The organism is Natrinema sp. DC36, from assembly GCF_020405225.1.
Taxonomy (GTDB): domain Archaea; phylum Halobacteriota; class Halobacteria; order Halobacteriales; family Natrialbaceae; genus Natrinema.
Map to the genome: position 1 here is coordinate 2,808,562 of NZ_CP084472.1, position 25,065 is coordinate 2,833,626.

Consider the following 25,065-nt stretch of genomic DNA (forward strand, 5'->3'; position numbering starts at 1 on the left):
ACTCGAGTGGACGCGGGGGAGCGCCAAAACGGTACGCGAACCGGCACCCGGCACGTGTTGGGCCGCTTCGGCGACCGGCTACTCGAGGTTCTCGCCCTGATAGCTCCCCTCGTAGACGTCCTCGTGGTCGGCTTCGGCGAAGACGAGCTGGGCGATTCGAGCGCCGCGCTCGAGTTCGATGTCGTGGTGGACCTGCAACAGCCCCTCGCCTCGTCCCTCGTAGCCGGCGTCCCAGACCGCCGTATTGAGCATACAGGAGTTGCGCATGAGCGATGACCGCGGATAGACGAAGCCGACGTGGCCCTCCGGGATCGCGATTCGCTCCCCGTAGCGGACGACGTAGCTCCCCGTCGGCAGGTAGTAGGTGTCGGGATCGGCCTCCTCGAGTTCCTCGAGCGGGCGAGCGACGCGGTCGCCGATCTGTTTGCCGTCCCGGCCGATGCGGCCCGGTTCCAGCTGCTCGAAGACGACGTCGGCGGTGAGATCGACGCCGTTGGGCTGGACCTGCGCGTCGGTCGTCGGCGAGACGTGGTCGGCGACGAAGGCACCGGAACGGAACATGTTGTTGGCTCAACGCTGCGGCGACGGCAAAAGCGTATCCGTTCGCGGCGGCTCGACGGCTCGGTACCAATCGACACGAAAGCCCTGGACCGAAACAACACTGTCGCCCAGGAGTGAGTGGTCGACGAGGGTCTGCGTCTCGACTGATGAGCCGGGACTCAATCGGCAATACTTACTCGAAACCCTCCGTTTCGGATCCCCATACGGCGGTCAACGCTCACAGAAACACGCTGGATTTATCAGGACGGAAAGCCGAGTTCTGGGTGCTATGGGACAGACTCTCACCGAGAAGATTCTCGACGACCACCTCGTCGAGGGCGAACTCGAGACCGGCGAGGAGATCGGGATCGAGATCGACCAGGTACTTACCCAGGACACGACCGGGACCATGGTCTGGCTCCAGTTCGAAGCCATGGGGCTGGACGAGGTCCAGACCGAGATCGCAGCGCAGTACTGCGACCACCAGACATATCAGTTCGACTTTAAGAACACCGACGACCACCGTTTCCTGCGTTCTGCGGCCGGTAAATACGGGGCACATTTCTCTCGCCCCGGCAACGGTATCTGCCACAACGTTCACCGCGAGAACTTCGCAGCGCCCGGCAAGACGCTGCTCGGTTCCGACAGCCACACCCCGACGCCCGGCGGAATCGGCGAACTCGCCATCGGCTCCGGCGGGATCGACGTCACCGTCGCCATGGGCGGCGCACCGTACTACATCGAGATGCCCGAGATCGTCAGCGTTCGCCTCGAGGGCGAACTCCCCGAGTGGGCCACCGCGAAGGACGTCATCTTGGAGCTGCTCCGCCGACTGAGCGTCAAGGGCGGCGTCGGCAAGATCCTCGAGTACACCGGTCCGGGCGTCGAGACCCTGACCGCACCCGAGCGGATGACCATCACCAACATGGGAACGGAACTCGGCGCGACGACGTCGATCTTCCCGACCGACCACCAGACCGAGGACTACCTCCAGCGCGTCAACCGCGGCGACGAGTACGTCGAGCTCCAGCCCGACGACGACGCCGACTACGACGACGAGATCGTCGTCGACCTCTCCGACCTCGAGCCGCTGATCGCACAGCCCTCGATGCCGGACAAGGTCGTTCCCGTCAGCGAAGTCGAAGGCGAATCCGTCGAGCAGGTCATCGTCGGCTCCTGTACGAACGGCGGCTACGAGGACATCCTCCCCGTCGCCAAGATGCTCGAGGGTCGCGAGACCTCGATGGAGACCGAGACGATCGTCGCGCCCGGCTCCAAGCAGGCCTCCGAGATGCTCGCCCGCGAGGGCTGGGTCGCGGAGATGATGGCCGCCGGCGTCAACTTCTCCGAGGCGACGTGCGGTGCCTGTATCGGCATCGGTCACGTTCCCTCCTCGGACTCCGTCTCGCTGCGAACCTTCAACCGCAACTTCGAGGGTCGCTCCGGGATCGAAGACGACAACGTCTACCTCTGTTCGCCGGAGGTCGCCGCCGCCGCGTCGCTCAAAGGCGAAATCGTCGATCCGCGCAACCTCGCCGACGAACTCGGCGACCTCGAGGCCCCCGGCGTCGAGCTCCCCGACGAGTACGATGGGTCGAAGACCGACCTTATCGCTCCCGACGAGGCCGTCGACGACGAGCTCATCAAGGGCCCGAACATCGGCGACGTCCCGCTGAAGGACCAGCTCGGCACTGACATTTCGGGTGAGGCGCTCCTGAAGATGGAGGACAACATCACGACCGACCACATCATTCCCGCGACGCAGGACATCCTGATGTACCGGTCGAACGTCCCCAAACTGAGCGAGTTTACCCTCAGCCGCGTCGACGACACCTTCGCACAGCGCGCACTGGATGCCGACGGCGGCTTCCTCGTCGCCGGCGAGAACTACGGACAGGGCTCCTCGCGTGAGCACGCTGCACTCTGTCCGATGTACCTCGGTATCGAGGGCGTCCTCGCACAGAGCTTCGCACGGATCCACCGCGCGAACCTCTTCAACTTCGGGATCATCCCGCTGACGATCGACGAGGACACCTACGAGAACATCGATCAGGGCGACCAGATCGAGATCGTCGACGACGTCTACGAGGCCGTCACCAGCGGACAGGAAGAGTTCACGGTCCGCGTCGGCGACGACGAGTACACCGCAACGCTCGACGCCTCCGAACGCGAGCGCGCAATCCTCGCCGCCGGCGGCAAGCTCGCCTGGACGAAAGACCAGGCCCAGGGCGGCAGCGGCGCGACGCCCGCCGACGACTGATCGGAGACGACGACTCGGCCGCCGATCTGCGACTCGAATTTTCACTTTTTGTTCAACCGGCGAGTGGCGACTCGCTCTGTGCGTCACTGCTGAGTGACGATACACCTCGAGACATCGCTCTGATAGCGCCGTCGAAGACGGCTGGCTTCGTCCGATATCGTCATAGGGCTCCACGCGATAACACGAGCGAATGCCTGCCGGTGGACACGAAAATGTTGGCTACCGACGCTTGTTCGAGAGCGACGGCCTGACCTTCGGTGCCGGGTTCCCGCTCACGGGAGCGAACCGCTCGACACCGACCGTCGCGGACGAACTCCGACTCGCGAAACACGCGGAAACGGTCGGCTTCGACGGGCTCTGGGCGCGGGACGTCCCCACTTACTGGCCGAAGTTCGGCGACGCGGGCCAGACGTTCGACACCTGGCCGTGGCTCTCGCACGTGGCAGCCCACACCGACGACGTCGCGCTCGGCACCTCGAGCGTCGTCCTCACGCTCCGCCATCCCATCCACGTCGCGAAGTCCGCGGCGACCGTCGACCAGCTTTCAGATGGCCGCCTCGTCCTCGGCGTCGCCTCCGGCGACCGCGACCCCGAGTACCCCGCCTTCGGCGTCGACCGCGAGGAGCGCGGCGACCTGTTCCGCGAGTCCGTCGAGGCCCTCCGGACGCTCTGGCGCGAGGAGTTCCCGGAACTCGAGGGGCGGTGGGGATCGCTCGAGGGGGACCTCGACGTCGTCCCGAAACCGACGGCGGAGACGATTCCGCTGCTACCGACCGGCCACGCCCGCCAGTCCCGGGAGTGGATCGCCGAACACGGGGACGGTTGGCTGTTCTATCATCTCCCCGAGCGGACGCTCGAGGACTACCTCGCGGACTGGCGCGAGGCCGCGGGGAAGAAGCCGTTCGCCATCGCGGTCCAGGTCGAGTTGACCGACGATCCGACGGCCGACCCGGAGCACCTGCACCTCGGATTCCGGGCCGGGGTCGAGTGGTTCCGGGAGTATTTCGCCCGACTCGAGGCGATGGGGCTCGATCACGCGATCGTCGGTATCCGGAACGACGACCGCGAGGCGGCGCTGTCGACGTTCGCCGACGAGATTATCGATCAGCCGTAGCGATCCGGATCGGGTGAGCCAGAATGCCCGTCGATACGAGCGCGACGCTGCGGGGAGACGGCCTCGAATCACCCGATGCGAAACGGATGAATTCACAACTCCGAATTAGTTCCATCCGGTTCTCGGAGCTTTATGCGGCTGTCGCACGGAGGGGAAGACATGAAGGCCATCGAGGTAACCGAGTACGGCGACAGCAGCGAGCTATCGGTCGTCGAGGCGGAGACGCCGGAGCCCGACGCGGGCGAGGTTCGGATCGAGATCGAAGCGGCCGGAATCAACTTCGCGGACGTCATGCAGCGCCGCGGTCACTACCCGGGCGGTCCCGAGCCGCCGTACGTCCCCGGGATGGAAGCCGCGGGGACGGTCGACGCGGTCGGCGAGGGCGTCGACGAGCTGAGCGAGGACGACCGCGTCGTCGGCATGATCGACACCGGCGGCTACGCGGAGTACGTCACCGCCCACGCCCAGTCGCTCTTCCCGATCCCCGAGGCGATGAGCTTCGAGGAAGCCGCCGGCTTCCCCGTCCAGTTCCTCACCGCCCACGCCTGTCTCTTCGAGTGGGGCGGCCTCGAGTCCGGCGAGTCAGTGCTGATTCAGGCCGCCGCGGGCGGGGTCGGGACGGCCGCCGTCCAGTTAGCGTCGAACGCCGGCGCGGAGGTCTTCGGCACCGCGAGCACCGCGGAGAAGCTCGAGCTCGCGTCGGACCTCGGCTGCGACCACCCGATCAACTACACCGAGACGGACTTCCGAGAGGTCGTCGAGGAAGAAACCGACGGTGAGGGGGTCGACCTCGTCCTCGAGAGCGTCGGCGACGACGTCTTCGATCGCAGCCTCGACGCGATGAGCCACTTCGGCCGGATGGTCACCTACGGCGTCGCCAGCGGTGTCCCCGCTGAAGTCAGTAACCAGCGCCTGCTCTTCGAGAACAAGACCGTCAAAGGGTTCCACCTCGGGCAGGCCTCCGTGCACGATCCGGGCAGGGTTATGACGGCCGTCCCCGAGTTGACCGACGGACTCGCGAGCGGCGACCTCGAGATCATCCTCGGCGAGTCGTTCGCGCTCGAGGACGCGGCGGACGCTCATCAGTACATCGAGGATCGGAAAAGTTCGGGGAAGGTCGTACTGAAACCGTAATTCGGTACTCGAGTCACCGTATCGGCCATCGACTAAAACGAAACGTCCCACTCGAGGTCGTGACCGACGAATTCGGCATCGTCCAGCGGCGTTCCGCCTTCGAACCGAAACTCCCCGACCACTGTTTTCCCCTCGAGCACGCCGGGGAGCCACAGCCGATCGTCCGCCCACATCTGATCGTAGGGGACGTCCGCGGCGGAAACCCACTCCGGGTGGGCCTCCTCGGACGAGGTCGGCCGGCCGTCGAACGAGCGCGTGCGGTAGACGTGACAGACGGTGTGGTCCTCGCCGTCGAGGAGAAAGGTGAGTTCGCCCGCCTTCTCGAGGTCCGTGACCTCGAGGCCGACCTCCTCGCGGGTTTCGCGGATCGCGCATTCTCGAGGGGTTTCGCCGGGTTCGAGTTTTCCGCCGGGGCCGTTGTACCAGCCCTCGCCGAGGCCGCGGCGTTTCTCGATGAGGAGCACCTCGGGATCGGTTTCGGTATCGCGATCTCGGAGCGGGAAACACAGCGTCGCCTCGATCATATCCGAGCGATTCGTTTCGAGGCGGAAAAGCGTGCGCTCTCGCACGTATCGAGCATCTCCCGAAAAGAGAACGACGCACAGAGCGTTCTGCTATCGTGGCAACAGGGGGTCGCCACACCCTCCCCAACCGATTCGCTCACTCACTGCGTTCGCTCGCTCATCCCTCGCACGGTGTTTGTGTCGCGGTTCGCTGGCTCACGGGTCGCTTCGCTCCCCCGCTCGCATTTCGAGACCTCACTCCGTTCGGTCTCGCTCTGCTCACCGCGACCCAGCGCGCGCCACCGCACTTGGTTGACGAGGGACGAGGGGTCCGGTTCACCCGTCGGCGTGCGAGAAGACGAACTCCCGTACCAGTTTCGTGGCAAGCGCGGCCGCCTGGCCGTCGTCGCGGTCGTTGACCTCGACCACGTCGAAGCCGCCGGCGTGGGGGGCGACGGTGCGGACGACCTCGCGGAGTTCGCGGGGCTCGAGCCCGAACGGCTCCATCGTCCCGGTCCCCGGCGCGTAGCCGGGATCGGCGGCGTCGATATCGACGCTCAAGTAGACCTCGCGGTCCGCGAGTCGGTCGCCGAGCGACCAGTCACTGACGTCCGCGGGCGGGACGACGGTCACGTCGTCCGCGGCCGCGCGGTCCCACTCGGATTCGCTGCCGGTACGGACGCCGAGCAAGATCGCCTCCTCGACGGAGTCGACGTCCTCGAGGATCCGCCGCGTCACGGCGGCGTGCGAGAACGGCTCGCCGTCGTAGGCGTCGTAGAGATCGAGGTGGGCGTCGAGACAGACGAACACCTCGGGTTCCACCGCGCGGGCACCGGCGAGCGAGACGGTGTGTTCGCCCCCCAGCGTCAGGGGGACGGCATCGTTCCAGACGGACTCCCGCAGGCTGCTCGTGAGATACTCGAGGTACGCTTCGACGTCGTTCCACGCGCGGACGTCGCCCCGGTCGACGACGCCTAGGTTCGAAAAGCGCCGGCCCGTCCGGTGGTCGTAATCGTCGAACGGTTCCGCAAAAGATCGGATCCGCTGGGGCCCGAATCGGGTCCCCGGCTGAAAGGTCGTCGTTGCGTCCAGGGGCGCACCGACGACCGCGAAGTTCGCGCCGCCACGGTCGGCCGTTCGGCCTCGCGCGTCGGTATCACCGTCACGATCGGATCGATCCGCCGTGTCGGTCGCCTCGCGTTCGTCGGTCGCCCCGGGGAACATCAGACGATCTTTCGGTTGTCTTCCATCTCGAGGTACTCGATGTCCTCGTCGGGAGAGACGTCTTTGTCCTCGGGGATGCGCATCGTGATGGTCTCGTAGGTCTCGAGGTCCATGACCTGCATGTCGTTGCCGTCGACGGAGACGACCTGTCCCTGCTTGCGCTCGATGATCGGCACCCAGATCTTCGCGTCGACCGGCTGGGAGAGCGATCGTTTCTTCCCGTCGAAGACGCCCTCGGCCTCGACGCGAGCCTTGGCGCTGCCGTGTTTGCCCGGCTTCGCCGTCGAGTAGGCATTGATCTTACACGGCGCGTCGTCGATCATGACGTAGCTCCCTTCCTGGAGTTCGCGAACTTCGGTCTGCTGTTTCGCCATGTCCCGGCGTAATCAACCGACGGCCATAAACCGTTTGGAATGCCCCGCTGGGGCGCGTTCGGTGTACTGTACTGCCGAATGTCAGTCGGTGCCACAATTCGCCGCGATCCGTTCGGAGAATCGCACGAGGAGGGACGCCAGACGGGAGGACAGCGCTGGGTCGGCTGGACCGGCCGTCGGCTCACCGAATCGGTCGCTTCGTCTCGATCGGTCGGCAGTGCCAGGCGATCGTCGTGCTCGAGCCACGGTCACGTGAACTCGCCGCAGGCGGGCGAAAATCCATATGTTTTCATAGGAGTGATCCCAACCGGAAGGATGTCCGGGTAAAAAAAACTCACATCCAGGCTGGACCGCGGAGCTCACATCCATCCAGTCCAACCCGGACTTCTTCGATTGACACGTACGAGGAAAGTTCTACTGCCCGATTACGGCAGCAGTTGACACGATCTCGAAGTCGATCCCTCCGAATCCTCCGCGTGGCTGACGGGCTCCCTCAGTCGCTGCAGTTCACCGACACGGATCGATTCCTACTCGAATCCGATGGGATCGGTGGGTGGCTCGAGCGGGCTTCGGGGCAACTCGGCCCCGATTTCGGGCACGTTGTACGCTCGCGGGGCGACGTCGTTCGGCCCGTCGGGATAGCAAAGCGACGCCACCGTCTGAATCTGCTCGCGGCCGACGCCGAGTTCGAACTGGCCGCCGCCGTACAGCCGGATATCGCGGTCCTCGCAGTAGGAAATCGTCTCGAGCAGCGACTCGAGCGAACCGAAACGGGAGGGTTTGATGTTCAACCAACTGGGCTCCCACGGGAGCGCCTCGATATCCGCGAGGCCGTGAATCGGCGCGTCCCAGGAGACGCGGGAGCGAACGGCAGGATCCTCGAACAGCGGTCGCGTCTCGTCGGTCAGGTTGGGATCCTCGATGACGGCGTTCGGGAACGCCTCGAGGACGAGTTCGTACAGTTCGGGATCAGCCGGTACGTCCACGTCGGTGCCCTCGTACTGGCCCTTCAGGTCGAGGATGCGCACCGAATCGGTGCCGACCGTTTCGTCGATGGCCGCGACGAGATCGGCGCCCCACGCCGGGGTCGGGTCGAGCTTGAACTCGAGGTCGGGGACCCGCTCGCGAAGCGCCTCGAGCCGGTCGGTGGTCGGCGGTTCGCCGAGGCGAGTGCTGGCGACGAACCGGACGGGATCGGCGCTGCGATCCAGCACGCTCCCGAGATCCGTCTCCGCGCGCCGGAGCGCGAGGTCCAGCGCGGCGCTCTCGAGGCCCCACCGCCGGTAGTTCCGAAAGACGTCGCGATCGGGTTCGCCGCCCGGAAAGAGCTCGAGGTCCGCGAGCCGCTCGGAGAACGACCCGACGGTGTAGTCGCCGGTGAGGTCCGGAAGCCCCGTCTCCGCCAGCCGGTCGTGGTCTTCGGTTTCGTAGGTGACGTCCTCGCCGCGACCCGTGATCGTGCCACCGTCGCCCGGATCCGGGCCCGAGAGCGAGAAGACGGTCGTCACGCGAGTGAACTCGCTCGAGGTCTCGCGCTCGAGACGCTCGGTCGCGACCGACTCGATCGTCAGCGGCAGGTCGGCGATCCGATCGTAGTCCATACGGGTCGTTCGACTCGCTACGGAAAGAAGGTTGGCCGCTACGGCAGCGTCGCGAGTGCGATGGATCGGTTGCTTCGCAGCTATGGCGGCTCGAGGGCCGTGACGTGCAGCGTCACGCCGGTCGACCGCTCACACCGACTCGATATCGGACCGCGGCGCGGCCGGGCGTTCGGAGACCGATACGATCCGGCTGTGCGGCGCGGGCTCGAGGTCGTCCGATCGCAGGACGCGGTCGCGCCAGACGGCGTAGCCGGCCAGGTTCCACGCGAGGCCGGGGGAGTGGTCGACGATCTCGCCCCGGATATCCGGCGCGAACTCGGGCACGTCGTAGCGGTCGAAGACCGACTCGAGCGGGCCGGACGAAAGGAATCGGTCGGCCGGGAAGTTCCCGTTCCCCTTCGGCTTGCTCCGGTCGTAGTCGGGATACCACTCGCCGAGCAGGTTCTTCGGGACGTGTTTGGGCTCGCCGTCGTGGACGTACCGCTCCGGCGACTCGAGGCCGAGGGCGAGTTCGGCGATCGCCTTCCCCGCGAACGGCGTGTACATCTCGCGGCCCCGCGCGAGGCCCGCCTGTCGCCAGACGGTGACGGCGTCCTCGCAGAAGAAGTCGACCCACTGGCCGACGTGGACGTGACGGGCGTAGTCGTCGCCGGTCGCGTCGGGAACGCGATCCATCGCGTACTCGTAGCGCTGCCGCTGTCGGCGCTCGAATTCACGGCGACCGATCGCGTCGACGGCCGACTGACGGTCCGTGTACAGCGCGAAGCGCAGCGCCTGTCCGTCGGGATCCGACGGATGGCGGGTGAGTTTCTCGAGTTCGGAGCGGTGCCGGCGAAGCTTCTCCACCACGGGCGGCGCGTACCGGAGGTGGCGGGTCCGCCACACCGTGCGGGCGACTTCGAGCTGGCCGCTCAGTCCGAAGACGGCGTCCGCGACCTGTCCGCTGACGAGCGTGTCGCTGCCGTCGTATTCGCGATAGATGCCGTCGAACGTCGGCGTCTGGAGCTGGTGGGGCGGCATCCCCAGCGCGTCGACGGCCGCCTCGAGCCGCTCGAGGTACGACGATTCGGACATCTCGACGACCTCGCGGTCGGTCTCGACGAGGTCGGCGGCGCGGTCAGCGTACTCCCGTTCGAACTCCAGTTCGGGCGTGTCGAACGAGCCGGTGACGCTCTCGGTCGGGTCCGTCAGGTAGGGCTCGAGAACGGTCGAATCGACGCCGCCGGAGAGCATGAGCGACGCCTCGTCGGCGATGGGAGCACAGACCGCCAACAGCACCTCGTCCAGTCGCTCGTGTGCGTTCGCAGGCGTGAGCCCGGACTCGGGCTCGAGCGTCTCCGTCAGTTCCGTTCGCGGCGTCGTCTCCCCCGGAGACCAGGTGAGCGTCTCGCCGTGACCGAGCCGGTCGATCCGTTCGACGTAGGAGTCGATCGGCGTCGTCCGATAGAGCAGGTGATCGGCCTTCGCGCGGGACGGGACCCGCCGATCGGCGGGCTCGAGACGGGCGAGCGCGTTCCGGAACAGGTCGGTCAAGACGGGCTCGCCGCCCGAATCGAGGCAGTAGAACACTTCGTAGGCGGACGTGATCCCGCGGTGGGCCCGAATCGTCGGCTCGTCCGCACGCGCCGAGAGGACGATGAAGGTACCTTCACCGGGGAGGGAATCGTGGTGCGCTTTGACGTCCCGAAAGTCGGCTCCGTTTTCGATCACCGACCGAAGCTCACGCCGATGCGTTCCACAGAGGATCCAACGTCGCCCGCCCGAGCGAACGACCTCGGCGTTCGGATTCGCGAGCAGTACTGTCGCCATTATCGTCCCAGACCGGACGGGAAGCTATTGTTATGGGACGGATACTCCGCTCGAGCGGACAATCAATCGGCGATGAACGCTGCGGTTACTCCTTGCCGCGACGCTGGCGCAGGTTCTGTCGCGTGAACTGCGGCCGGGTGCCGATCGATTTCGGCGAGCGAAACGACCGGTAGAGCTGGATCGCGACGAGTACCGAGAAGACTGCAGCGACGATCGATCCGCGGGGTGCCTCGAGGGCGTAGAGGACGCCCATCGAGAACAGCGACATGGTGAGCAACATGCCGTAGACCAACCGCTTGGCGAGTTTGTCGAAGACGTTCTCTTTGTCCTCGACGCCGATGCGGACGAGGAGGTCGTCGCGGTCGAGCCGATCGAGCGCCCGCTCGGCTTTGGGCGCGAGCCGCGTGAGCGACTCGCCCGACCGGCGGAGTTGCCGGCCCGTTTCGTCGAGATACTGTCGGATGGACTCCTCGCGGTACCCCTGCTCGGTCAGATAGTCGGTCGCGGTCGAAATGAAGTCGAAGTCCTCGTCGAGGGTGACGCAGACCCCCTCGACGACGGTCGCGACCCGGAGGACGAGCGCGAGGTTCTTCGGCAGCCGAAAGGGGAAGACGTAGATCGAGTCCTCGATCTGACCGACGATCTGATTGACGCGATACTGCTCGACATCTTCCCCGCGGGCGTCCTGAATCGCGATCTCCATCACCTCGGCCATCACGCCCCGATCGGCGTCCGGGCTGAGCGTCCCGATTTCGATCAGCGCGTCGAGGATCGCGTCGATGTCCTGGTTGGCGACGGCGATGTAGAACTCGGTGATCTTCTCCTGGACGAACGGATCGACCCGCCCCGACATCCCGAAGTCGTAGAAGACGATCCGGCCGTCGTCGGTCACCGCGAGGTTGCCCGGGTGCGGATCGGCGTGGAAGACCCCGTCGTCCATGATCATCTGCAGGTACGCTCGCTCGAGGTTCTCCGCGACCTCGGTTCGGTCGATCCCCTTGCGATCGAGTTCCGCGAGGTCGTTGATCTTCGTCCCCTCGATGTACTCCATCGTGAGCACGCGCGGGCCGGAGTGGCTCTCGAGCACGTCGGGAATGAGAAACCGATCGTCGTCCGCGAAATTCGACCGGATCTCGGCGAGCATCTCGGCTTCGCGCTCGTAGTCCATCTCCTCGCGGATCGTCTTCGAGAACTCCTCGGCCAGGTTCTCGAGCGAGAACGATCGGGCGTCGTCGACGAAGTACAACAGGAGCGGCAGCGACCACTTGATGACCCGCAGATCGGCCCGAACGAGGTCCTCGATCTCCGGGCGGCGAACCTTTACGGCGACGTCACGTCCGACGTCGGCGTTCGTCTCGGACGTTCTTCCCTCGCCCCGTTCGCTCTCGGCCCGCCGCCGCTCGGTCTCGGGGTCGAGACGTGCTCGGTAGACCTGTCCGAGGCTCGCACCGCTGATCGGCTCGGTATCGAACTCTGCGAAGCGCTCGTCGACGGGTCCGAGTTCCGCCTCGAGCACCCGTTTCGCGTCCGGCCAGGGAGCCGGCGGTACGTCGTCCTGGAGGGACGCGAGGGTGTCGATGTACGCCGGTGGGAGCACGTCGGGGCGGGTCGACAGTAACTGGCCGAGTTTGATGAACGTCGGCCCGAGAGTCAACAGCGACTCGAGCAGCACCTCGGCCCGGTGGCGGTGCGTCTCGGGGTCGACCTGCCGCGGGCGACCGAACAGGAGAAAGCGCCGTCGGTCGCGGGCGTAGGCGAGCAACAGCGGGAGGAACTGCCGGGCGACGATGACGAATCGCTTGTACGCGCGGAGGGAGGCCAGCCTCGGTCACCCCGCGTTAGGCGTCCTCGTCGACGATGTCGATCGTCGTCTCGCCGCTCGTCCCCCGTTTCGGGAGGGTCAACTCGAGGACGCCCCGATCGACCGTCGCCGTCGCGTTGGCGTCGGAGGCGTCGTCCGGCAGGGGTAGGTCGACGTCGAGGAAGAGCGAGCGGTTCTCCTCGACGTACTGGTAGTCGTCGGTCGGCTCCTTTGTTCGGTGGGCGTCGATGGCGATCCGACCGTCCTCGATCGCGAGGTCGAGCGACTCGGCGGACACTCCGGGCACGTCGAGCACGAGCAGGTAGGCGTCCTCGCTCTCGAGCAGATCGAAGAAGACGTCCTCGGAGAGATCCCGCAACGCGTCGCGGAGCGCAGACATGGATACAGGTTCGAACGCCGATACGAAAAACCCCGCGGTCGCGGCGAGACGGTGACACCCTGCGAACGATCTATGACGGTTTCACTGACGAGTTGTATACGGAGCGGACGCGTTCCGTGTCACTCCGACCTGACCAACCGACGTGCGGTGGCGATCTTCACCACCCGACATGCAGTGGCGTGCGCTGTCTGCGAGGCACCCGTCGGGAGTGCCTCGAAAGCAAACGGAGAGCAAAGCGATCCGTGAGCAGGCCGTCTGAGCGCTAGCGAAGGCGGCCGATGATATTGTGGGAGGAATGAGCGAGCGACGAATGGAGCGAGTGAATCGGCTGGGGAGGATGAGGAAATTTCCTGTTGCCACGATAGCAAAATATTGCCTTTTCCGGACGATCAGTCTGTCCATTCCGTATGTATGGAGTGATCCGCCCAGAGAGGGGGCGTAAGAGTGTGCTGCTATCGTGGCAACACGGAGGAGCCACGCCCTCCCCAGCCGATTCGCTCACTGCGTTCGCTCATCCCTCGCACGAGTTCGAACCGCGGTTCGCTGTCCGCTCACCGCGATACAGCGCGCGCCACCGCAGGCTGCCCCCTCGATTTGCATGGTCGAGCCGCGGGTTCCCCCACGCTTTTGGCCTCCGGCGACTCGAGTCACCGTATGGAAGGTGCCGACCGCGAGCGCACGGAGGCCGGGTTCAAGGTGCGGACGCCGGTCGACGAGGCGTGTCGGATTCTGCAGGAGGCGCTCGAGGGGAGCGGGGACGGCGATTCGGGCGCGCCCTGCGGGACCGAGACCGTCGACGTCGACCGCGCGGACGGCCGCGTCCTCGCCGCGCCCGTCTCTTCGGCTCGAGACGTGCCACACTACCGGCGGGCGGCGATGGACGGCTACGCGGTTCGCGCCGCGGACACGTTCGGGGCCAGCGACCGGTCGCCGGAAGTGCTGCGGATCGCCGAGCCCGCGGGCGGGAACGACGGGGACGGCGAGCACGCCACCGCCGACCGGATCGAGCCCGGAACGGCCGCGCGGGTCCACACCGGCAGCGCGCTCCCCGAGGGAGCCGACGCGGTCGTCATGATCGAGCGGGTGACAGAACTCGAGTCGGCCGGCGAGCTCGAGGTCGAAGACGCGCTCGCGGAGGGGGAAAACGTCGCGCCCGTGGGGGAGGACGTCGAGGAGGGCCAGCACCTGTACGACGCCGGCCACCGGCTCCGGCCGTCCGATCTGGGACTCCTTCGGTCGGCGGGCTACGGCCGCGTCGCGGTGGCCCAGCAGCCCACAGTCGGCGTCGTGCCGACGGGCGAGGAACTCGTCGCGGGCGACCCGGACCCCGGCGAGGTGATCGAGACCAACGGGCTCACCGTTTCGCGGCTGGCCCAGCGCTGGGGCGCTCGAGCCACCGACCGCGACGTGGTCACCGACGATCCCGAGTCGTTGCGCGTGGCGATCCAGCGGGATCTGACGAAGGACGTGATCGTCACGACCGGCGGCTCCTCGGTCGGCGAGCGCGACCTCCTCCCGGAAGTGATCGACGATCTGGGGGAAGTGCTCGTCCACGGCGTCGGGCTCAAACCCGGTCACCCCGTCTGTCTCGGGATCGTTCGGGACACCCCCGTGCTCGCACTGCCGGGCTACCCCGTCGCCTGCATCGTCAACGCCGTCCAGTTCCTCCGGCCAGCCCTGCGCTGGCTCGAGGGAACCACACCCGACCCCCACCCGACGACGCGGGCGACCCTCGAGCGCAAGATTCCGAGCGAACCCGGGACGCGGACGTTCGCGCGGGTTCGGCTCGAGGCTCGCGACGAGGGTGAACGTGAGAGGAATCGTGAGGAACCCGAGTACACGGCGATTCCGACGCGAGCGAGCGGGTCAGGTGTCCTCTCGAGCGTCGCGCTGGCGGACGGCTGGGTGGTCGTCGACGACGACCGCGAGGGGGTTCCGGCGGGCGAGACGGTCGCCGTGGAGAACTGGGAACCGAACGGTTGACTGCGAGTCCCGCCGGAACTCGGGCACACCCGATCGCACGGTGGCTGTGCGATTAGTGGATAACCGACTTCGTGCGATCGGTGGACAACCGACTTCAGTTGTTCCGACAGGTGCCTCGTTCTCGTCGCCGGTACTCCCTGACGACCAGGAGTCCCAGCACGAGGGCGACGACAACGACCACTGCAGTGAGAACCGGCCGATCGGCGGCGAGGGAGCCGGCGGCTTCGAACAGGGACTGCTGTCTGCCGTAGTAGACGACCGCGCCGACGGCCGCGTAGAACAGGACGGTGCCGGCCGCGGTGTAGACGCCGAACCGGGTCGGCGACATGTCGGCGAGCGCCGCCGGGATGGTGACGACGGACCGCAGCGCCGGCAGGAACCGGCCCCAGAAGACCGACGACGTTCCCCAGCTGCGGAACCACCGGCGGCCGCGTTCGGTCGCGTCCTCGGAGACGTCGATCCGCTCCCGGAAGCGGCCGAGTCCGCGTGATCCGGGTCCGCGAAACGCGTAAAACAGGACGAACGCGCCGAGCGTGCCACCGATGGTCGCCGCCCCGACGAAGACGACGAAGGAGACGGGGCCGACGACCAGCAGTGCGGCCGCGGCCGGAACGACGACCTCGCTCGGGAAGAACGGAAAGAGCATCGAGGTCTCGAGGAACGTGAAGATCAGCAGTGCGAGCGGGCCGTACAACTGAATGAATCGCAGTGCGGCCGTCCCGAGATCCGCCATGGCCGGGCTACGAATGGGCGACGTATTACTGTTCGGGCGGCATTCTCGAGGAGATCGTCAAAGTCGGACGGCCGCGACCGACTCACCGAAGCGCCTGCCGAACCGCGTCCGCGAGCGCGTTCACGCGGGCGACGTGTTCGTAGGAGCCGTCGCGAACGCCGTTCGTCACGTACGAGAAGCCGATGTTTTCCTCGGGATCCGCCCAGCCGACGCTGCTCCCCAGCCCGGCGTGACCGAAGACGTGCTCGGGCGAGAGCGAGCCGTAGGGCGCGACCGTGGTGCCGCCTTTCCAGAAGCCGAGCGCGAACCGTCCCTCGCGGCCGATCGTGCCGTCGGCGTCCGTCTCGGCCTGCACCGTGGCCATTTGCTCGACGGTCTCGGGCTCGAGGAGCTGCGTTCCCTCGAGTTCGCCGCCGTTCGCGAGACAGGCGTAGAACCGGGCCATGTCGCCGGCGGTCCCGATGCCGTTGGCGGCGGGGATCACGGCGCGGTGGACCTCCTCCGAATTGAACGGGGCCGCGACCTGCGTGTGATCGCCCAACCCCTCGCCGGGGTCGCGACAGCGGTCGAACTCCTCGAACCCGACGAGCGTCGCCACGTCGTCCTCTTCGTCCTCGCGGAGGCCGATGCCGGTGTCGTCCATGCCGAGCGGGTCGAAGACGCGCTCGGCCGCGGCCGCTTCGATCGGCGTGTCCGATACTCGCCGGACGAGTTCCCCGACGAGCCAGCCGAAGGTGAGCGCGTGATAGGCCGGCGTCTCCCCCGGCGGGAAGTTCGGCTCCATCGCCTCGAGTTGCTCCACCACGGCGTTCCAATCGCCCCAGAGGTCGGGCCGGTCGTCGATCTCGCCGCGGTTCAGTCCCGACGTGTGACTGAGCACCTGTCGCACGGTTATGTCGGCCTTCTCGGATCCCTCGTCGGCGAACTCGGGCCAGTGATCGACCACCCGGTCGTCGTACGCGAGTTCCCCCTCCTCGACGAGGGAGTGCAACGTGACGGCCGCGTAGGGTTTCGTACTCGAGAAGAGGACGTGGCGCGTCTCGCGGGTCTCTTCCGGGCCGTCCGGCGCTTCGACGCCGCCCGCGAGGTCGATCACCGGCTCGCCGTCGACGTAGACCGCTAGCTGCGCCCCGTGGTGGAGCCCGGCCTCGAGGTGGCGTTCGAAGAGGGCTGCGATGCGCTCGCGATCCGATTGGCCAAGTCGTGACATACCACAATCATCCAGCGGCGGGGTTGTAACCGTTCCCCTCGCGATCCGAGCGCGCCAGCGGGGGCTGTACTGAGGTTCCGGGCGATGCGAACATGACCGCATCCGTCTCGGGGGCTAATCCCCGGGCGACGACCCGGGGCGATACGATCGACTGATGGCCTTCCAGTGGCCGGTCGAAAACCGGTAATACGTGACGAGGGCGGGAACGAACGTCTCGAGGATCAGTGCCGCGTAGAGCGCGCCGATCCCCAGCGGCGTGACGGCCTCGAGGAACGGAAGCGGAACCGAGACCGCACCGAAGAATGCGACGGGGAGTGCAGCGCCGTAGAGACCGAGCACCTGCCCGTAGAACGGCCAACGGGTGTCGCCGCTGGCGCGGAGCGGCCCGGTCGCGCCGCCGCTTACGCCGCGGAAGACGACGCTGACGCAGGCGACGCCGATGAACGCGGTCACGAGCGGCAGGATCGACGGGTCGGCGACGAAGACGCGACTGACCTGTTCGGCGAAAACGAAGACGATCGTCGCGCTGACGACGTAAACGCCGGTCCCGAACCAGAGGACCTCGCGGCCGTACGTGTCGGCGTCCCGTTCGTCGCCGGTGCCCAGTTCCTGTCCGACGAGACTGCTCGAGGCGAGCGAGAAGCCCCAGCCGGGCGTGTCCATCAGATCCCGGACGCGGCGAGCGACGACGTAGGCGGCGAGTACGTTCGGTCCGAAGAGGGCGACGATCGCGAGCATCGGAAACTGCGCCGCTCGACGGGCGATGTTCGTGAAGACGAGCGGCGTTCCGATACCGAGGACGGTCCGGAGTTCGCCGATCGTCGGACGCGGCCACGCCACGTCGATGGTGACGGGGAACTCGCCGATCAGCGGGAGCCGGCCGACGGTGAACCCGGTGACGAACGCGGCCAGGACGAGCACGTTCGCGACGACGGTTCCGACGGCCGCGCCGACGACGCCCAGCTCGAGGCCGAAGATCAACACCGCGTTGATGCTCACGTTGACCACCGCACCGCCCGCCCGGAGCACCATGGGCGTCCAGGCGTCGTCGGCACCGACGAGCGCTCGACTGCCGATGAGGTTCAGCCCCGCAAACGGGATCCCGATCGCGACGACCCGGAGGTAGTCCGCGCCGTAGGCGATCGACGCGGGGTCGTTACCGACGAGCGCGATCAATCGCTCGGGAACCGTTCCGTAGAGCGCGGCGAGCGGAAGCAGCAGTGCGACGACGATGACGCCGCTCGTCGTGACCGCCAGCGTGACGCCCGTCGCCGTCCCGCCGCTGTAGCGCTGGGAGACCAGGCCGATCGTCGCGCCGGCGATCCCGCCGCCGATCGCGAACGCGATTCCCCAATAGGGAGTCGCGAGCCCGACGCCGGCGATCGCCGCCGGGCCGAGGGCGATCCCGACCATCGCGATGTCCGCCGCGGACTTCGACATCCGGGCGATCCCCGTGACGATCCGCGGCCAGGCGAGGTCGGTCGTCCGCTCGACGCGCCGGGGATCGATGACCCCGAGCCGTGCGAGCAGGTAGCCGACCGCCAGCAGGAACCACCGGAAGGGGTTCGGGACGGAACTCCATCGGAAAGACACGGGCAACGGTCAGTGATCCGGCGCTAAAACGCTTCATATTCCGACATTTATAATTAAAGATCGGCCTGTTAGGGAGTGTCAATTGCCTCGTATCGGTTATTTCGTCACGATCGTTCGGTAGTGAGTACCGGGTACCGAACGACGTGATGGAAGCCGCTGGTGTCGGAGTGGTCACCGATCCGACGGGATCGTCGAACCGGTGTACTCATCGCGCCGTTGGGACCACCGAACTGGCGAACTCATCGCCCGGTGGGATCGCGGGCTCGTTCGACCGACGTTTTTACCCTCCGCACCCGAAGAGCCGCTATGAACCGCAAGGAGTTTCGCGATCTCGCCTCCCCCGACGAGGCCCGCGAGGCGATCGACTCGCTCTCGCTCGAGGGCGGCATCGAGCGCGTCCCGCTCGAGGAGGCGCGCGGTCGGGTGCTCGTCGCACGACTCGACGCCGAACTCGACGTACCGGGGTTCGACCGGGCGAGCCTCGACGGCTACGCCCTTCGGGCGCGGGACACCTTCGGCGCGGACGAGGCCGATCCCGCTCGCCTCGAGCTCGTCGGCGAGGTCCACGCCGGTGCGGAACCCGACGTAGTACTTGAGGAGGGGCAGGCCGTCGAAATTTCGACCGGCGCGGTGATGCCCGACGGGGCCGACGCGATGGTTCCGGTGGAGCGGACGGACCGCGTCGAGCCACGCTCGACGAAACGAGCGAGCGGTGCCACCGCGAGCGCGGAATCGGGCGGCGCTAACGTGCTGATCCGTACCTCGGTCGCGCCCGGCGATAACGTCATGTTCGCGGGCGCGGATATCGCCGCGGGTGAACGCGCGCTCGGTCCCGGGACCGCGATCACGCCTCGAGACATCGGCTTGCTGTCGGCGCTGGGCATCGACGAGGTGCCGGTTCGAGCGAAGCCGCGCGTCGGCATCGTTTCGACCGGCGACGAACTCGTCCGGCCGGGCGAGGAACTGCACAGCGAGCGCGGGGAGATCTACGACGTCAACAGCTATACGATCGCCGCGGGGGTCGAAGACGCGGGCGGTGAGGCGGTTCTCTACCCCCACGCCGGCGACGAACAGGACGAGATGGAGGAGATCCTGCGGACTGCGGCCGACGAGTGCGACCTCGTGCTCTCGTCGGGATCGACCAGCGCGAGCGCGGTCGACGTCATCTACCGCGTTATCGAGGAGCAGGGCGAATTGCTGCTCCACGGCGTGAGCATCAAGCCGGGGAAGCCGATGCTGATCGGCCGGTTGGATGACTCCGCATACGTGGGTCTACCGGGCTATCCCGTCTCCGCGATGATGGTCTTTCGAACGTTCGTCGCACCGGCGATCCGTCAGGCTGCCGGCGTGCCGGAGCCCGCATCCGCAACGGTCTCCGGCCGACTGGCACGGCAGGAACGGTACGAGGAGGGGCGACACCGGCTCATGCCCGTCGGTTTGGTTACGGACGGTGCAGGCGAGACGCTCGTCTACCCCGTCGACAAGGGCAGCGGCGCGACGACCAGTCTCGCGGACGCCGACGGCGTCGTGGAGGTCGGCCCCGAGACCGACTACCTCGAGGCGGGCGAACCCGTCACGGTCACGCTGTTCTCGCCGGAGGTCCGACCGCCGACGCTGTTCGGCGTCGGCGAGGGCGATCCGACGGTCGCTCGGCTGCTCGACGGCCTCGAGAATCCGCGCTATCTCTCCGTCGGAACCCGGCCGGGTCTCCGGCAGCTCCGCGAGGGCGTCCCCGACGTGGCCGTGGCCGCGGGGCCGCTCGAGTACGACATCGAATCGACCGAACTGGGCCGCTGGGAGCGCGAGTGGGGGCTGATCGTGCGCACCGGTAACCCGGACGAAATCGAGGGGCTCGAGGACCTGGTCGATCGAGATCTGCGCTTCGTCAATCGGACGACGGACTCCGGGCTGCGCTCGAGCCTCGGTTCGACGGTCGCCGACCTCGCCGAGGAACGGGGAGTGGACCGTCACGAGATCGTCGACGCGATCGACGGCTTCGATCTCGGAGTACGCGCTCACGAGAGTCCCGCCCGCAAAGTCATCGCGGGCGACGCCGACGCCGGGCTCGGTCTGCGCGAGACCGCCGACCGACTCGATCTCGGCTTCGTCCCCCTCGGCGAGCAGCCGGTTCGCGTCCTCGCGAATCCCGATCGGACGGAGAAGGAAGGGGTTCGCGAACTCGAGCGAGTGCTCGCAGATGTCTTGTCGGCGCAGCGATAGCAGAAGCTCCCCTTCGACAACAATTTTCGTCTTATCGAGAGCTATCGATCAGCCGGGAGAGACAACCTGCGCGTCACTTGACATACATTCCACCGTGCAGTGGCGCACGCTGTCGGCCGTCCGAGTGTCAATGAGGACGGCCGATGACATCGTGCGAGGTCTTCGCGAACTCCGTGAGCGAAGGCTTGTCAGAGCTTGCTCTGACGGTGGATGAGCGAGGGAAGAATGACCGAGCGTTAGCGCGGAACCGGAGGTTCCGCGAACCATGCGAACGGGCGGAGCGCGGCGCGACGCGCCGCGACCGTCGAGGCGGTTTCACCGCCTCGCAGCGCCCGTGAGCAGAAATCGGCTGGGGAGGGAGTGGCGGCTCCCTGTTGTCGCGAGAGAAGGACATTGTTCTACTCACTCCCATCGAGTACGCCGTTGCATTCGCGCTTCGTTTCTCGAGGCCGCCGTTTTTGGTCACCCGCGCCCTACGAGCAGCCATGCGAATTGTCACGACGCTCCCCTCAGCGACCGAGATGGTGGCCGCCCTCGGCTGCGAACCGGTCGGCGTCTCCCACGAGTGCGACTACCCGCCGAACGCGGCGTCCGCCCCGGCGATCACCCGGTCGCGGATCGACGCGGACGAGTCGGCCTCGAGCGGCGAGATCGATCGGCAGGTCCTCGAGACCGCCGACACCGAGGGCGGCGTCTACGACGTCGACGTCGAAACGCTCGACGACCTCGAGCCGGACGTGATCGTCACGCAGGGGATGTGCGACGTCTGCGCGGTCGACGTGGCGGTCATCGAGGACGCCGTCGATCGGATCTCGGCCGACCCCGAAATCGTTCCGACCGATCCCCACAGCGTCGGCGACGTGCTCGACGACCTCGAGCGAATCGGCCGCGCGATCGGTCGCGAAGAGCGCGCTCGGGAGGTTCGACGGGAGCTCGAGTCGCGACTCGAGGACGTTCGAAATCGAACCGACGGTATCGCGGCCGAAGACCGTCCGCGCGTGGCGATCTTCGACTGGACGGATCCCGCGATGGTCGCGGGCCACTGGACCGCCGAACTCGTCGACTGGGCCGGCGGCGAGTACGGGCTGGCCGACGTCGGCGAGCGCTCGAGTCCGCGCGAGTGGATGGACATCCGCGCGTACGATCCCGAGGTCGTGATCGTCGCGCCCTGCGGCTTCGACCTCGAGCAGATCGCGCGGAACCGAACGGACCTCACCGAACGAGAGGGCTGGGGAGCGCTGACGGCGGTTCGGGAGGGCCGCGTCTGGGCGATGGACGGCGACCACTACCTCAATCGCCCCGGACCGCGATTGGTGGACACCCTCGAGGCGCTCGCGCCGATCGTCCGGCCGGAGCTGTTCGACGGGCCGGCTGCGGACGTTGCAGTGCCGTTCGGGGACCTCGAAGGGATCGAGGGGGCCGAGCCAGGGGACGAACCCGCCGATCCCGAGTCGCGAGCCGAAATCGACTCGAGCCCGTGATCGTCCTCCCGACCGCCGTCCGCGAAGCGGTTCTCGAGCGCGCTCGGAAGGGGGTGCCCGAGGAGATCTGTGGGGTCCTCGGCGGCGAGTACGAGCCCGACGGACGGAGTCGCGTGCGGTCGCAGTATCCGGCCGAAAACGTCGCGGAAACGCCGCAGACGCGGTACGAGATCGATCCCGAAGAACAGCTGGCGATCTTCGAGCGCCTCGAGGACCGCGGCGAGGAGATCGTCGGCTTCTATCACTCCCATCCCCAGGGACCGCCCCGACCGAGCGCGACCGACGCCGCGCGGGCGACGTGGCCCGATCGGTCGTACGTGATCGTCTCGCTGGAACCGCTCGAGATGGGATCGTGGCGCTGGCGGACGAACGGCGAGGGTGAAAGCGAGACGGCGGAAAACGGGGAGACTACCGAAAGGTTCGAACGGGAACAGGTAGTCGCTGGCTGATCGTCGAGCGGTTCTCAATCGTCCGCGTCGTCCTCGAGGTCGTCGGCCCGCTCCCGCGCCTCGGCAGCCCGCTCGCGGAACTCCTCGATCCGCCGGCTCAGTTTCTTTCCGGCGGCGTATTTGAACTCCTCGGGCATCATCCCGTACTCGATATCGAGGGTGATCATCGTGTCACAACCCTCGACGATCTCGGGGGCCCAGCTTCCCTGTGCCAGCTTCGATTCGTCCGCGACGACCGCCTCGCCGTCCTCGACGTCGATGAACGCGCTCACGATGTTCCAGATGTTCGGATCGCTCGAGCTGACCTCGTCGAACAGTCCCTCGAGTCGCGAGTCCTTGATCTCCTCGTCGCGCAGCTCCGCGAGCAGGTCCTCGAGGGCGTCGGCGATCTCGTCGCACTCGGCGGCTTCCTCGCGGAGTTCGGCCGGTGACTCGCTCGAGTCTTTCCGCGTTCCCGTCATCTAACGTCCCCCCTTTCGTCGCTGTCGGCGATCATAGTGGAAGCTATCGGCTTCGGAACCGTAAACGTACGCTTCCGTTCCGTGATGAGCTGCGGAAACGGGTGGTCCGAGTTCGTTTGATCTGCCATCCCGGGGACGAGCGTCCTGCTCGCGCGGCAACACGGAATCTCCACACCCTCCCCAGCCGATTCGTTCGCTCCCTGCGGTCGCTCACTCATCCCTCGCGCAGTGTTATCTCGCGATTCACTTCGTTCATCGCTCGACAGCGCGCGCCACCGCAGAGTCGTCATCGAGTGTGGTCTAGGACGCGTTCTCGAGCACGTCAGTCACCCAGACGCGGTTCGGATCTTCCGTCTCCTTCATCCAGTCGACCAGCCGTTCTCGCATCTCTCGGCGGACAGCCTCGTATTCGGGGTGGTCGATCAGGTTCTGCAGTTCCGCCGGATCCGCCTCGAGGTCGTACAGTTCGTCGATATCGGGGCCGTTGTAGACGTACTTGTACCGGCCCGTGCGGACCATCCGCTGGCTGTAGAGGCCGAACTCGTCGCCGTGGTACTGGGCGAAGGTGGAGTCGGACCACGCCTCGGAGACTGCATCCCCGTCGACGGTGTTGTCCACGGCGTCGCCGCCGGCCTCGAGCAACGGCACCAGACTCCGGGCGTCGAAACTCTCGGGGACGTCGACGCCGCCCATCTCGAGGAACGTCGCCGCCAGATCGTGCAGATGCACGGGGGCCTCGCAGACCGACCCCGACTCGACGACGCCGGGCCAGCGCACCTGCAGCGGGATCCGGTAGGTGTCGTCGTACATCAGCGGCCCCTTGTTGAACTGGCGGTGGCTCCCGGCGAAATCGCCGTGGTCCGACGCGTGGATCACGACCGTGTCGTCGGCCAGTCCCCGGTTCTCGAGGGTCTTGAGGATCCGCTCGAGCTGGTGGTCGATCAGCGTGATGAATCCCCAGTACTTCGCGAGGGCTTCGGCCCAGAGCTCCCAGTCGAAGTCGGTGACGCCGCGGTAGGCGAGGTAGTTCTCGTGGACCTGCGGCTTCCCGTCGGAAGTCTCGGCGTAGCTCTCGGGGGGATCGATCTCGTCGGGATCGTACAGCGAGGCGTAGGGCTCCGGGACCACGTAGGGGTGGTGGGGCCCGTAGAAATCCGCCCGGTGGAAGAACGGGCCGTCCCGGTCGCCGTCCGCGTGCGATTCGATCGCGTCGATCGTCCGTTCGGCGAGAAAGTAGGCTCGCGTGTCCTCGACGTCGACGGGCGTCTTTGCGGCGACGAACGTCCCCTCGTCGGCGTTTCGGGGGTCGTCGCCGGTATAAATCTCCTCCTCGAAATCGACCTCGCCGACCGGGACGCCTCGCTCCTCGCGGTACTCGCGGAACGCGTCGTCGATGTCGTCGTGGTGTTTGTCGCTGCCCCCGAGATACGAGAAACCGAAATCGGCGGGCGTCTGGTCGCGGCCGGCGTGCCACTTCCCCGTATAGGTGAGGTCGTAGCCGGCCGCCACGAGTTCCTCCGAGAACGTCGGCAGCTCCGCGGGCAGGTTCGCCTGAAGCGCGTCCGGCTCGTGGCAGTTGTTCAGCATCCCGTGCCCGTGGGGGAACCGGCCGGTCAGGAGCGACGCGCGAGCGCTCGAGCAGATGCTGATCGGCGTAAACGCCCGCTCGAATCGGATCCCCTCGCTCGAGAGCCGATCGATCGCCGGGGTGTCGACCGGGGGCCCCTCGGGTGCGCTGGCGTCGTACCGCTCCTGGTCGGTGAGCACGAGCAGGACGTTCGGGCGGGTGTCGGCGTCAGCGTCGGACATCGGGCGAGGTACGTCGCCGCCGTAGTTAATAGTGAGACTTGCGCCCCGGAGCGCCGCCAGTGCCCGGATAGAGGTAAGATCGACGTGTGAACCCGACCGTTCAATAGCTCCCCGTTCGACGGTCCACGCGTGCCTAGTGCGTACTGTGGTGAATGTGAGTGGCAGCACCGAGTCGACGGGGGTGAGCCGGGCGAGCTCAGCCGCGCGATGATCGATCACTTCGTCGAGACCGGTCACTCGCCCGTCGAGCGGTGTGATACCGACGAGCGCCTCGAGAATCACGCTGACGAGCGAACGACGGAAACCGAGTCGGAACAGCCGTCAGCGTCGGTGTCGGAACGGGATTCGAACCCGCGTCGCGAGTGA

Annotated in this window: 21 protein-coding genes; 8 read left to right on the plus strand and 13 right to left on the minus strand. The window is 66.9% G+C overall.

Annotation, left to right across the window (positions count from 1 at the left end):
• Positions 1-78: 78 nt before the first annotated feature.
• The gene (locus LDH74_RS14535) at positions 79-561 is read right to left on the minus strand and encodes a deoxyuridine 5'-triphosphate nucleotidohydrolase (protein ID WP_226039428.1); all 483 of its coding nucleotides are present in this window, start codon (positions 559-561) and stop codon (positions 79-81) included.
• Positions 562-829: 268 nt separating this feature from the next.
• Here LDH74_RS14535 and LDH74_RS14540 point away from each other — a divergent pair, with 268 nt between their 5' ends.
• The 3 genes from LDH74_RS14540 (at position 830) to LDH74_RS14550 (ending at position 5,048) form a co-directional block, all read left to right on the plus strand.
• Complete coding sequence (locus tag LDH74_RS14540) at positions 830-2,800, plus strand: aconitate hydratase (protein WP_226039429.1); 1,971 nt, start codon at positions 830-832, stop codon at positions 2,798-2,800.
• 190 nt (positions 2,801-2,990) lie between these two features.
• Positions 2,991-3,914, plus strand: coding sequence for an LLM class oxidoreductase (locus LDH74_RS14545; RefSeq protein WP_226039430.1), 924 nt, complete (start codon positions 2,991-2,993; stop codon positions 3,912-3,914).
• A gap of 159 nt (positions 3,915-4,073) precedes the next feature.
• Positions 4,074-5,048 carry an NADPH:quinone oxidoreductase family protein gene (locus tag LDH74_RS14550; RefSeq protein WP_226039431.1) on the plus strand — a complete coding sequence of 325 codons (975 nt, stop codon included), beginning with the start codon at positions 4,074-4,076 and terminating at the stop codon, positions 5,046-5,048.
• A 32-nt stretch (positions 5,049-5,080) separates the two neighbouring features.
• On the opposite strand, the gene LDH74_RS14555 is transcribed toward LDH74_RS14550, so the two are convergent.
• The 7 genes from LDH74_RS14555 to LDH74_RS14585 form a co-directional block, all read right to left on the minus strand.
• Complete coding sequence (locus LDH74_RS14555) at positions 5,081-5,572, minus strand: 8-oxo-dGTP diphosphatase (protein ID WP_226039432.1); 492 nt, start codon at positions 5,570-5,572, stop codon at positions 5,081-5,083.
• A gap of 315 nt (positions 5,573-5,887) precedes the next feature.
• A complete protein-coding gene (gene speB, locus LDH74_RS14560; RefSeq protein WP_226039433.1) occupies positions 5,888-6,775 on the minus strand; it encodes an agmatinase in 888 nt (295 codons plus the stop codon).
• Complete coding sequence (locus LDH74_RS14565) at positions 6,775-7,149, minus strand: translation initiation factor IF-5A (protein WP_098725471.1); 375 nt, start codon at positions 7,147-7,149, stop codon at positions 6,775-6,777. The genes speB and LDH74_RS14565 overlap by 1 nt, the downstream gene beginning before the upstream one ends.
• A gap of 527 nt (positions 7,150-7,676) precedes the next feature.
• Entirely contained in the window at positions 7,677-8,750 is a 1,074-nt protein-coding gene (locus LDH74_RS14570; RefSeq protein ID WP_226039434.1) for a hypothetical protein, read from the minus strand.
• Between the two features lie 129 nt (positions 8,751-8,879).
• Positions 8,880-10,559: an asparagine synthase-related protein gene (locus LDH74_RS14575; RefSeq protein WP_226039435.1), complete on the minus strand. Its 1,680-nt coding sequence runs from the start codon at positions 10,557-10,559 to the stop codon at positions 8,880-8,882.
• Between the two features lie 85 nt (positions 10,560-10,644).
• Positions 10,645-12,321, minus strand: coding sequence for an AarF/ABC1/UbiB kinase family protein (locus LDH74_RS14580; RefSeq protein ID WP_226039436.1), 1,677 nt, complete (start codon positions 12,319-12,321; stop codon positions 10,645-10,647).
• Between the two features lie 76 nt (positions 12,322-12,397).
• Entirely contained in the window at positions 12,398-12,760 is a 363-nt protein-coding gene (locus LDH74_RS14585) for an Hsp20/alpha crystallin family protein (RefSeq protein ID WP_226039437.1), read from the minus strand.
• Positions 12,761-13,414: 654 nt separating this feature from the next.
• Here LDH74_RS14585 and glp point away from each other — a divergent pair.
• Positions 13,415-14,743 (plus strand): gephyrin-like molybdotransferase Glp, encoded by a 1,329-nt coding sequence (gene glp / locus LDH74_RS14590; protein WP_226039438.1) that lies wholly within the window; start codon positions 13,415-13,417, stop codon positions 14,741-14,743.
• A 94-nt stretch (positions 14,744-14,837) separates the two neighbouring features.
• Here glp and LDH74_RS14595 read toward each other — a convergent pair whose 3' ends face one another.
• The 3 genes from LDH74_RS14595 to LDH74_RS14605 all read right to left on the minus strand — a co-directional run bounded on the left by LDH74_RS14595 (position 14,838) and on the right by LDH74_RS14605 (position 18,279).
• Positions 14,838-15,476, minus strand: coding sequence for a DedA family protein (locus LDH74_RS14595; protein ID WP_226039439.1), 639 nt, complete (start codon positions 15,474-15,476; stop codon positions 14,838-14,840).
• A gap of 82 nt (positions 15,477-15,558) precedes the next feature.
• Positions 15,559-16,686, minus strand: coding sequence for a serine hydrolase domain-containing protein (locus LDH74_RS14600; protein ID WP_226039440.1), 1,128 nt, complete (start codon positions 16,684-16,686; stop codon positions 15,559-15,561).
• A gap of 114 nt (positions 16,687-16,800) precedes the next feature.
• Positions 16,801-18,279 carry an MATE family efflux transporter gene (locus LDH74_RS14605; RefSeq protein ID WP_226039441.1) on the minus strand — a complete coding sequence of 493 codons (1,479 nt, stop codon included), beginning with the start codon at positions 18,277-18,279 and terminating at the stop codon, positions 16,801-16,803.
• Between the two features lie 306 nt (positions 18,280-18,585).
• Between LDH74_RS14605 and LDH74_RS14610 the strand changes: the two genes are divergently transcribed.
• The 3 genes from LDH74_RS14610 to LDH74_RS14620 all read left to right on the plus strand — a co-directional run bounded on the left by LDH74_RS14610 (position 18,586) and on the right by LDH74_RS14620 (position 22,429).
• Positions 18,586-20,499: a molybdopterin biosynthesis protein gene (locus tag LDH74_RS14610; protein ID WP_226039442.1), complete on the plus strand. Its 1,914-nt coding sequence runs from the start codon at positions 18,586-18,588 to the stop codon at positions 20,497-20,499.
• 485 nt (positions 20,500-20,984) lie between these two features.
• The gene (locus LDH74_RS14615; RefSeq protein WP_226039443.1) at positions 20,985-21,980 is read left to right on the plus strand and encodes an ABC transporter substrate-binding protein; all 996 of its coding nucleotides are present in this window, start codon (positions 20,985-20,987) and stop codon (positions 21,978-21,980) included.
• Entirely contained in the window at positions 21,977-22,429 is a 453-nt protein-coding gene (locus tag LDH74_RS14620; protein ID WP_226039444.1) for a desampylase, read from the plus strand. The genes LDH74_RS14615 and LDH74_RS14620 overlap by 4 nt, the downstream gene beginning before the upstream one ends.
• 14 nt (positions 22,430-22,443) lie before the next feature.
• On the opposite strand, the gene LDH74_RS14625 is transcribed toward LDH74_RS14620, so the two are convergent.
• A complete protein-coding gene (locus tag LDH74_RS14625) occupies positions 22,444-22,890 on the minus strand; it encodes a hypothetical protein (RefSeq protein WP_226039445.1) in 447 nt (148 codons plus the stop codon).
• A gap of 300 nt (positions 22,891-23,190) precedes the next feature.
• Positions 23,191-24,699, minus strand: coding sequence for a sulfatase-like hydrolase/transferase (locus LDH74_RS14630; protein WP_226039446.1), 1,509 nt, complete (start codon positions 24,697-24,699; stop codon positions 23,191-23,193).
• Positions 24,700-24,828: 129 nt separating this feature from the next.
• Here LDH74_RS14630 and LDH74_RS14635 point away from each other — a divergent pair, with 129 nt between their 5' ends.
• Positions 24,829-25,065 (plus strand): hypothetical protein, encoded by a 237-nt coding sequence (locus LDH74_RS14635; RefSeq protein ID WP_226039447.1) that lies wholly within the window; start codon positions 24,829-24,831, stop codon positions 25,063-25,065.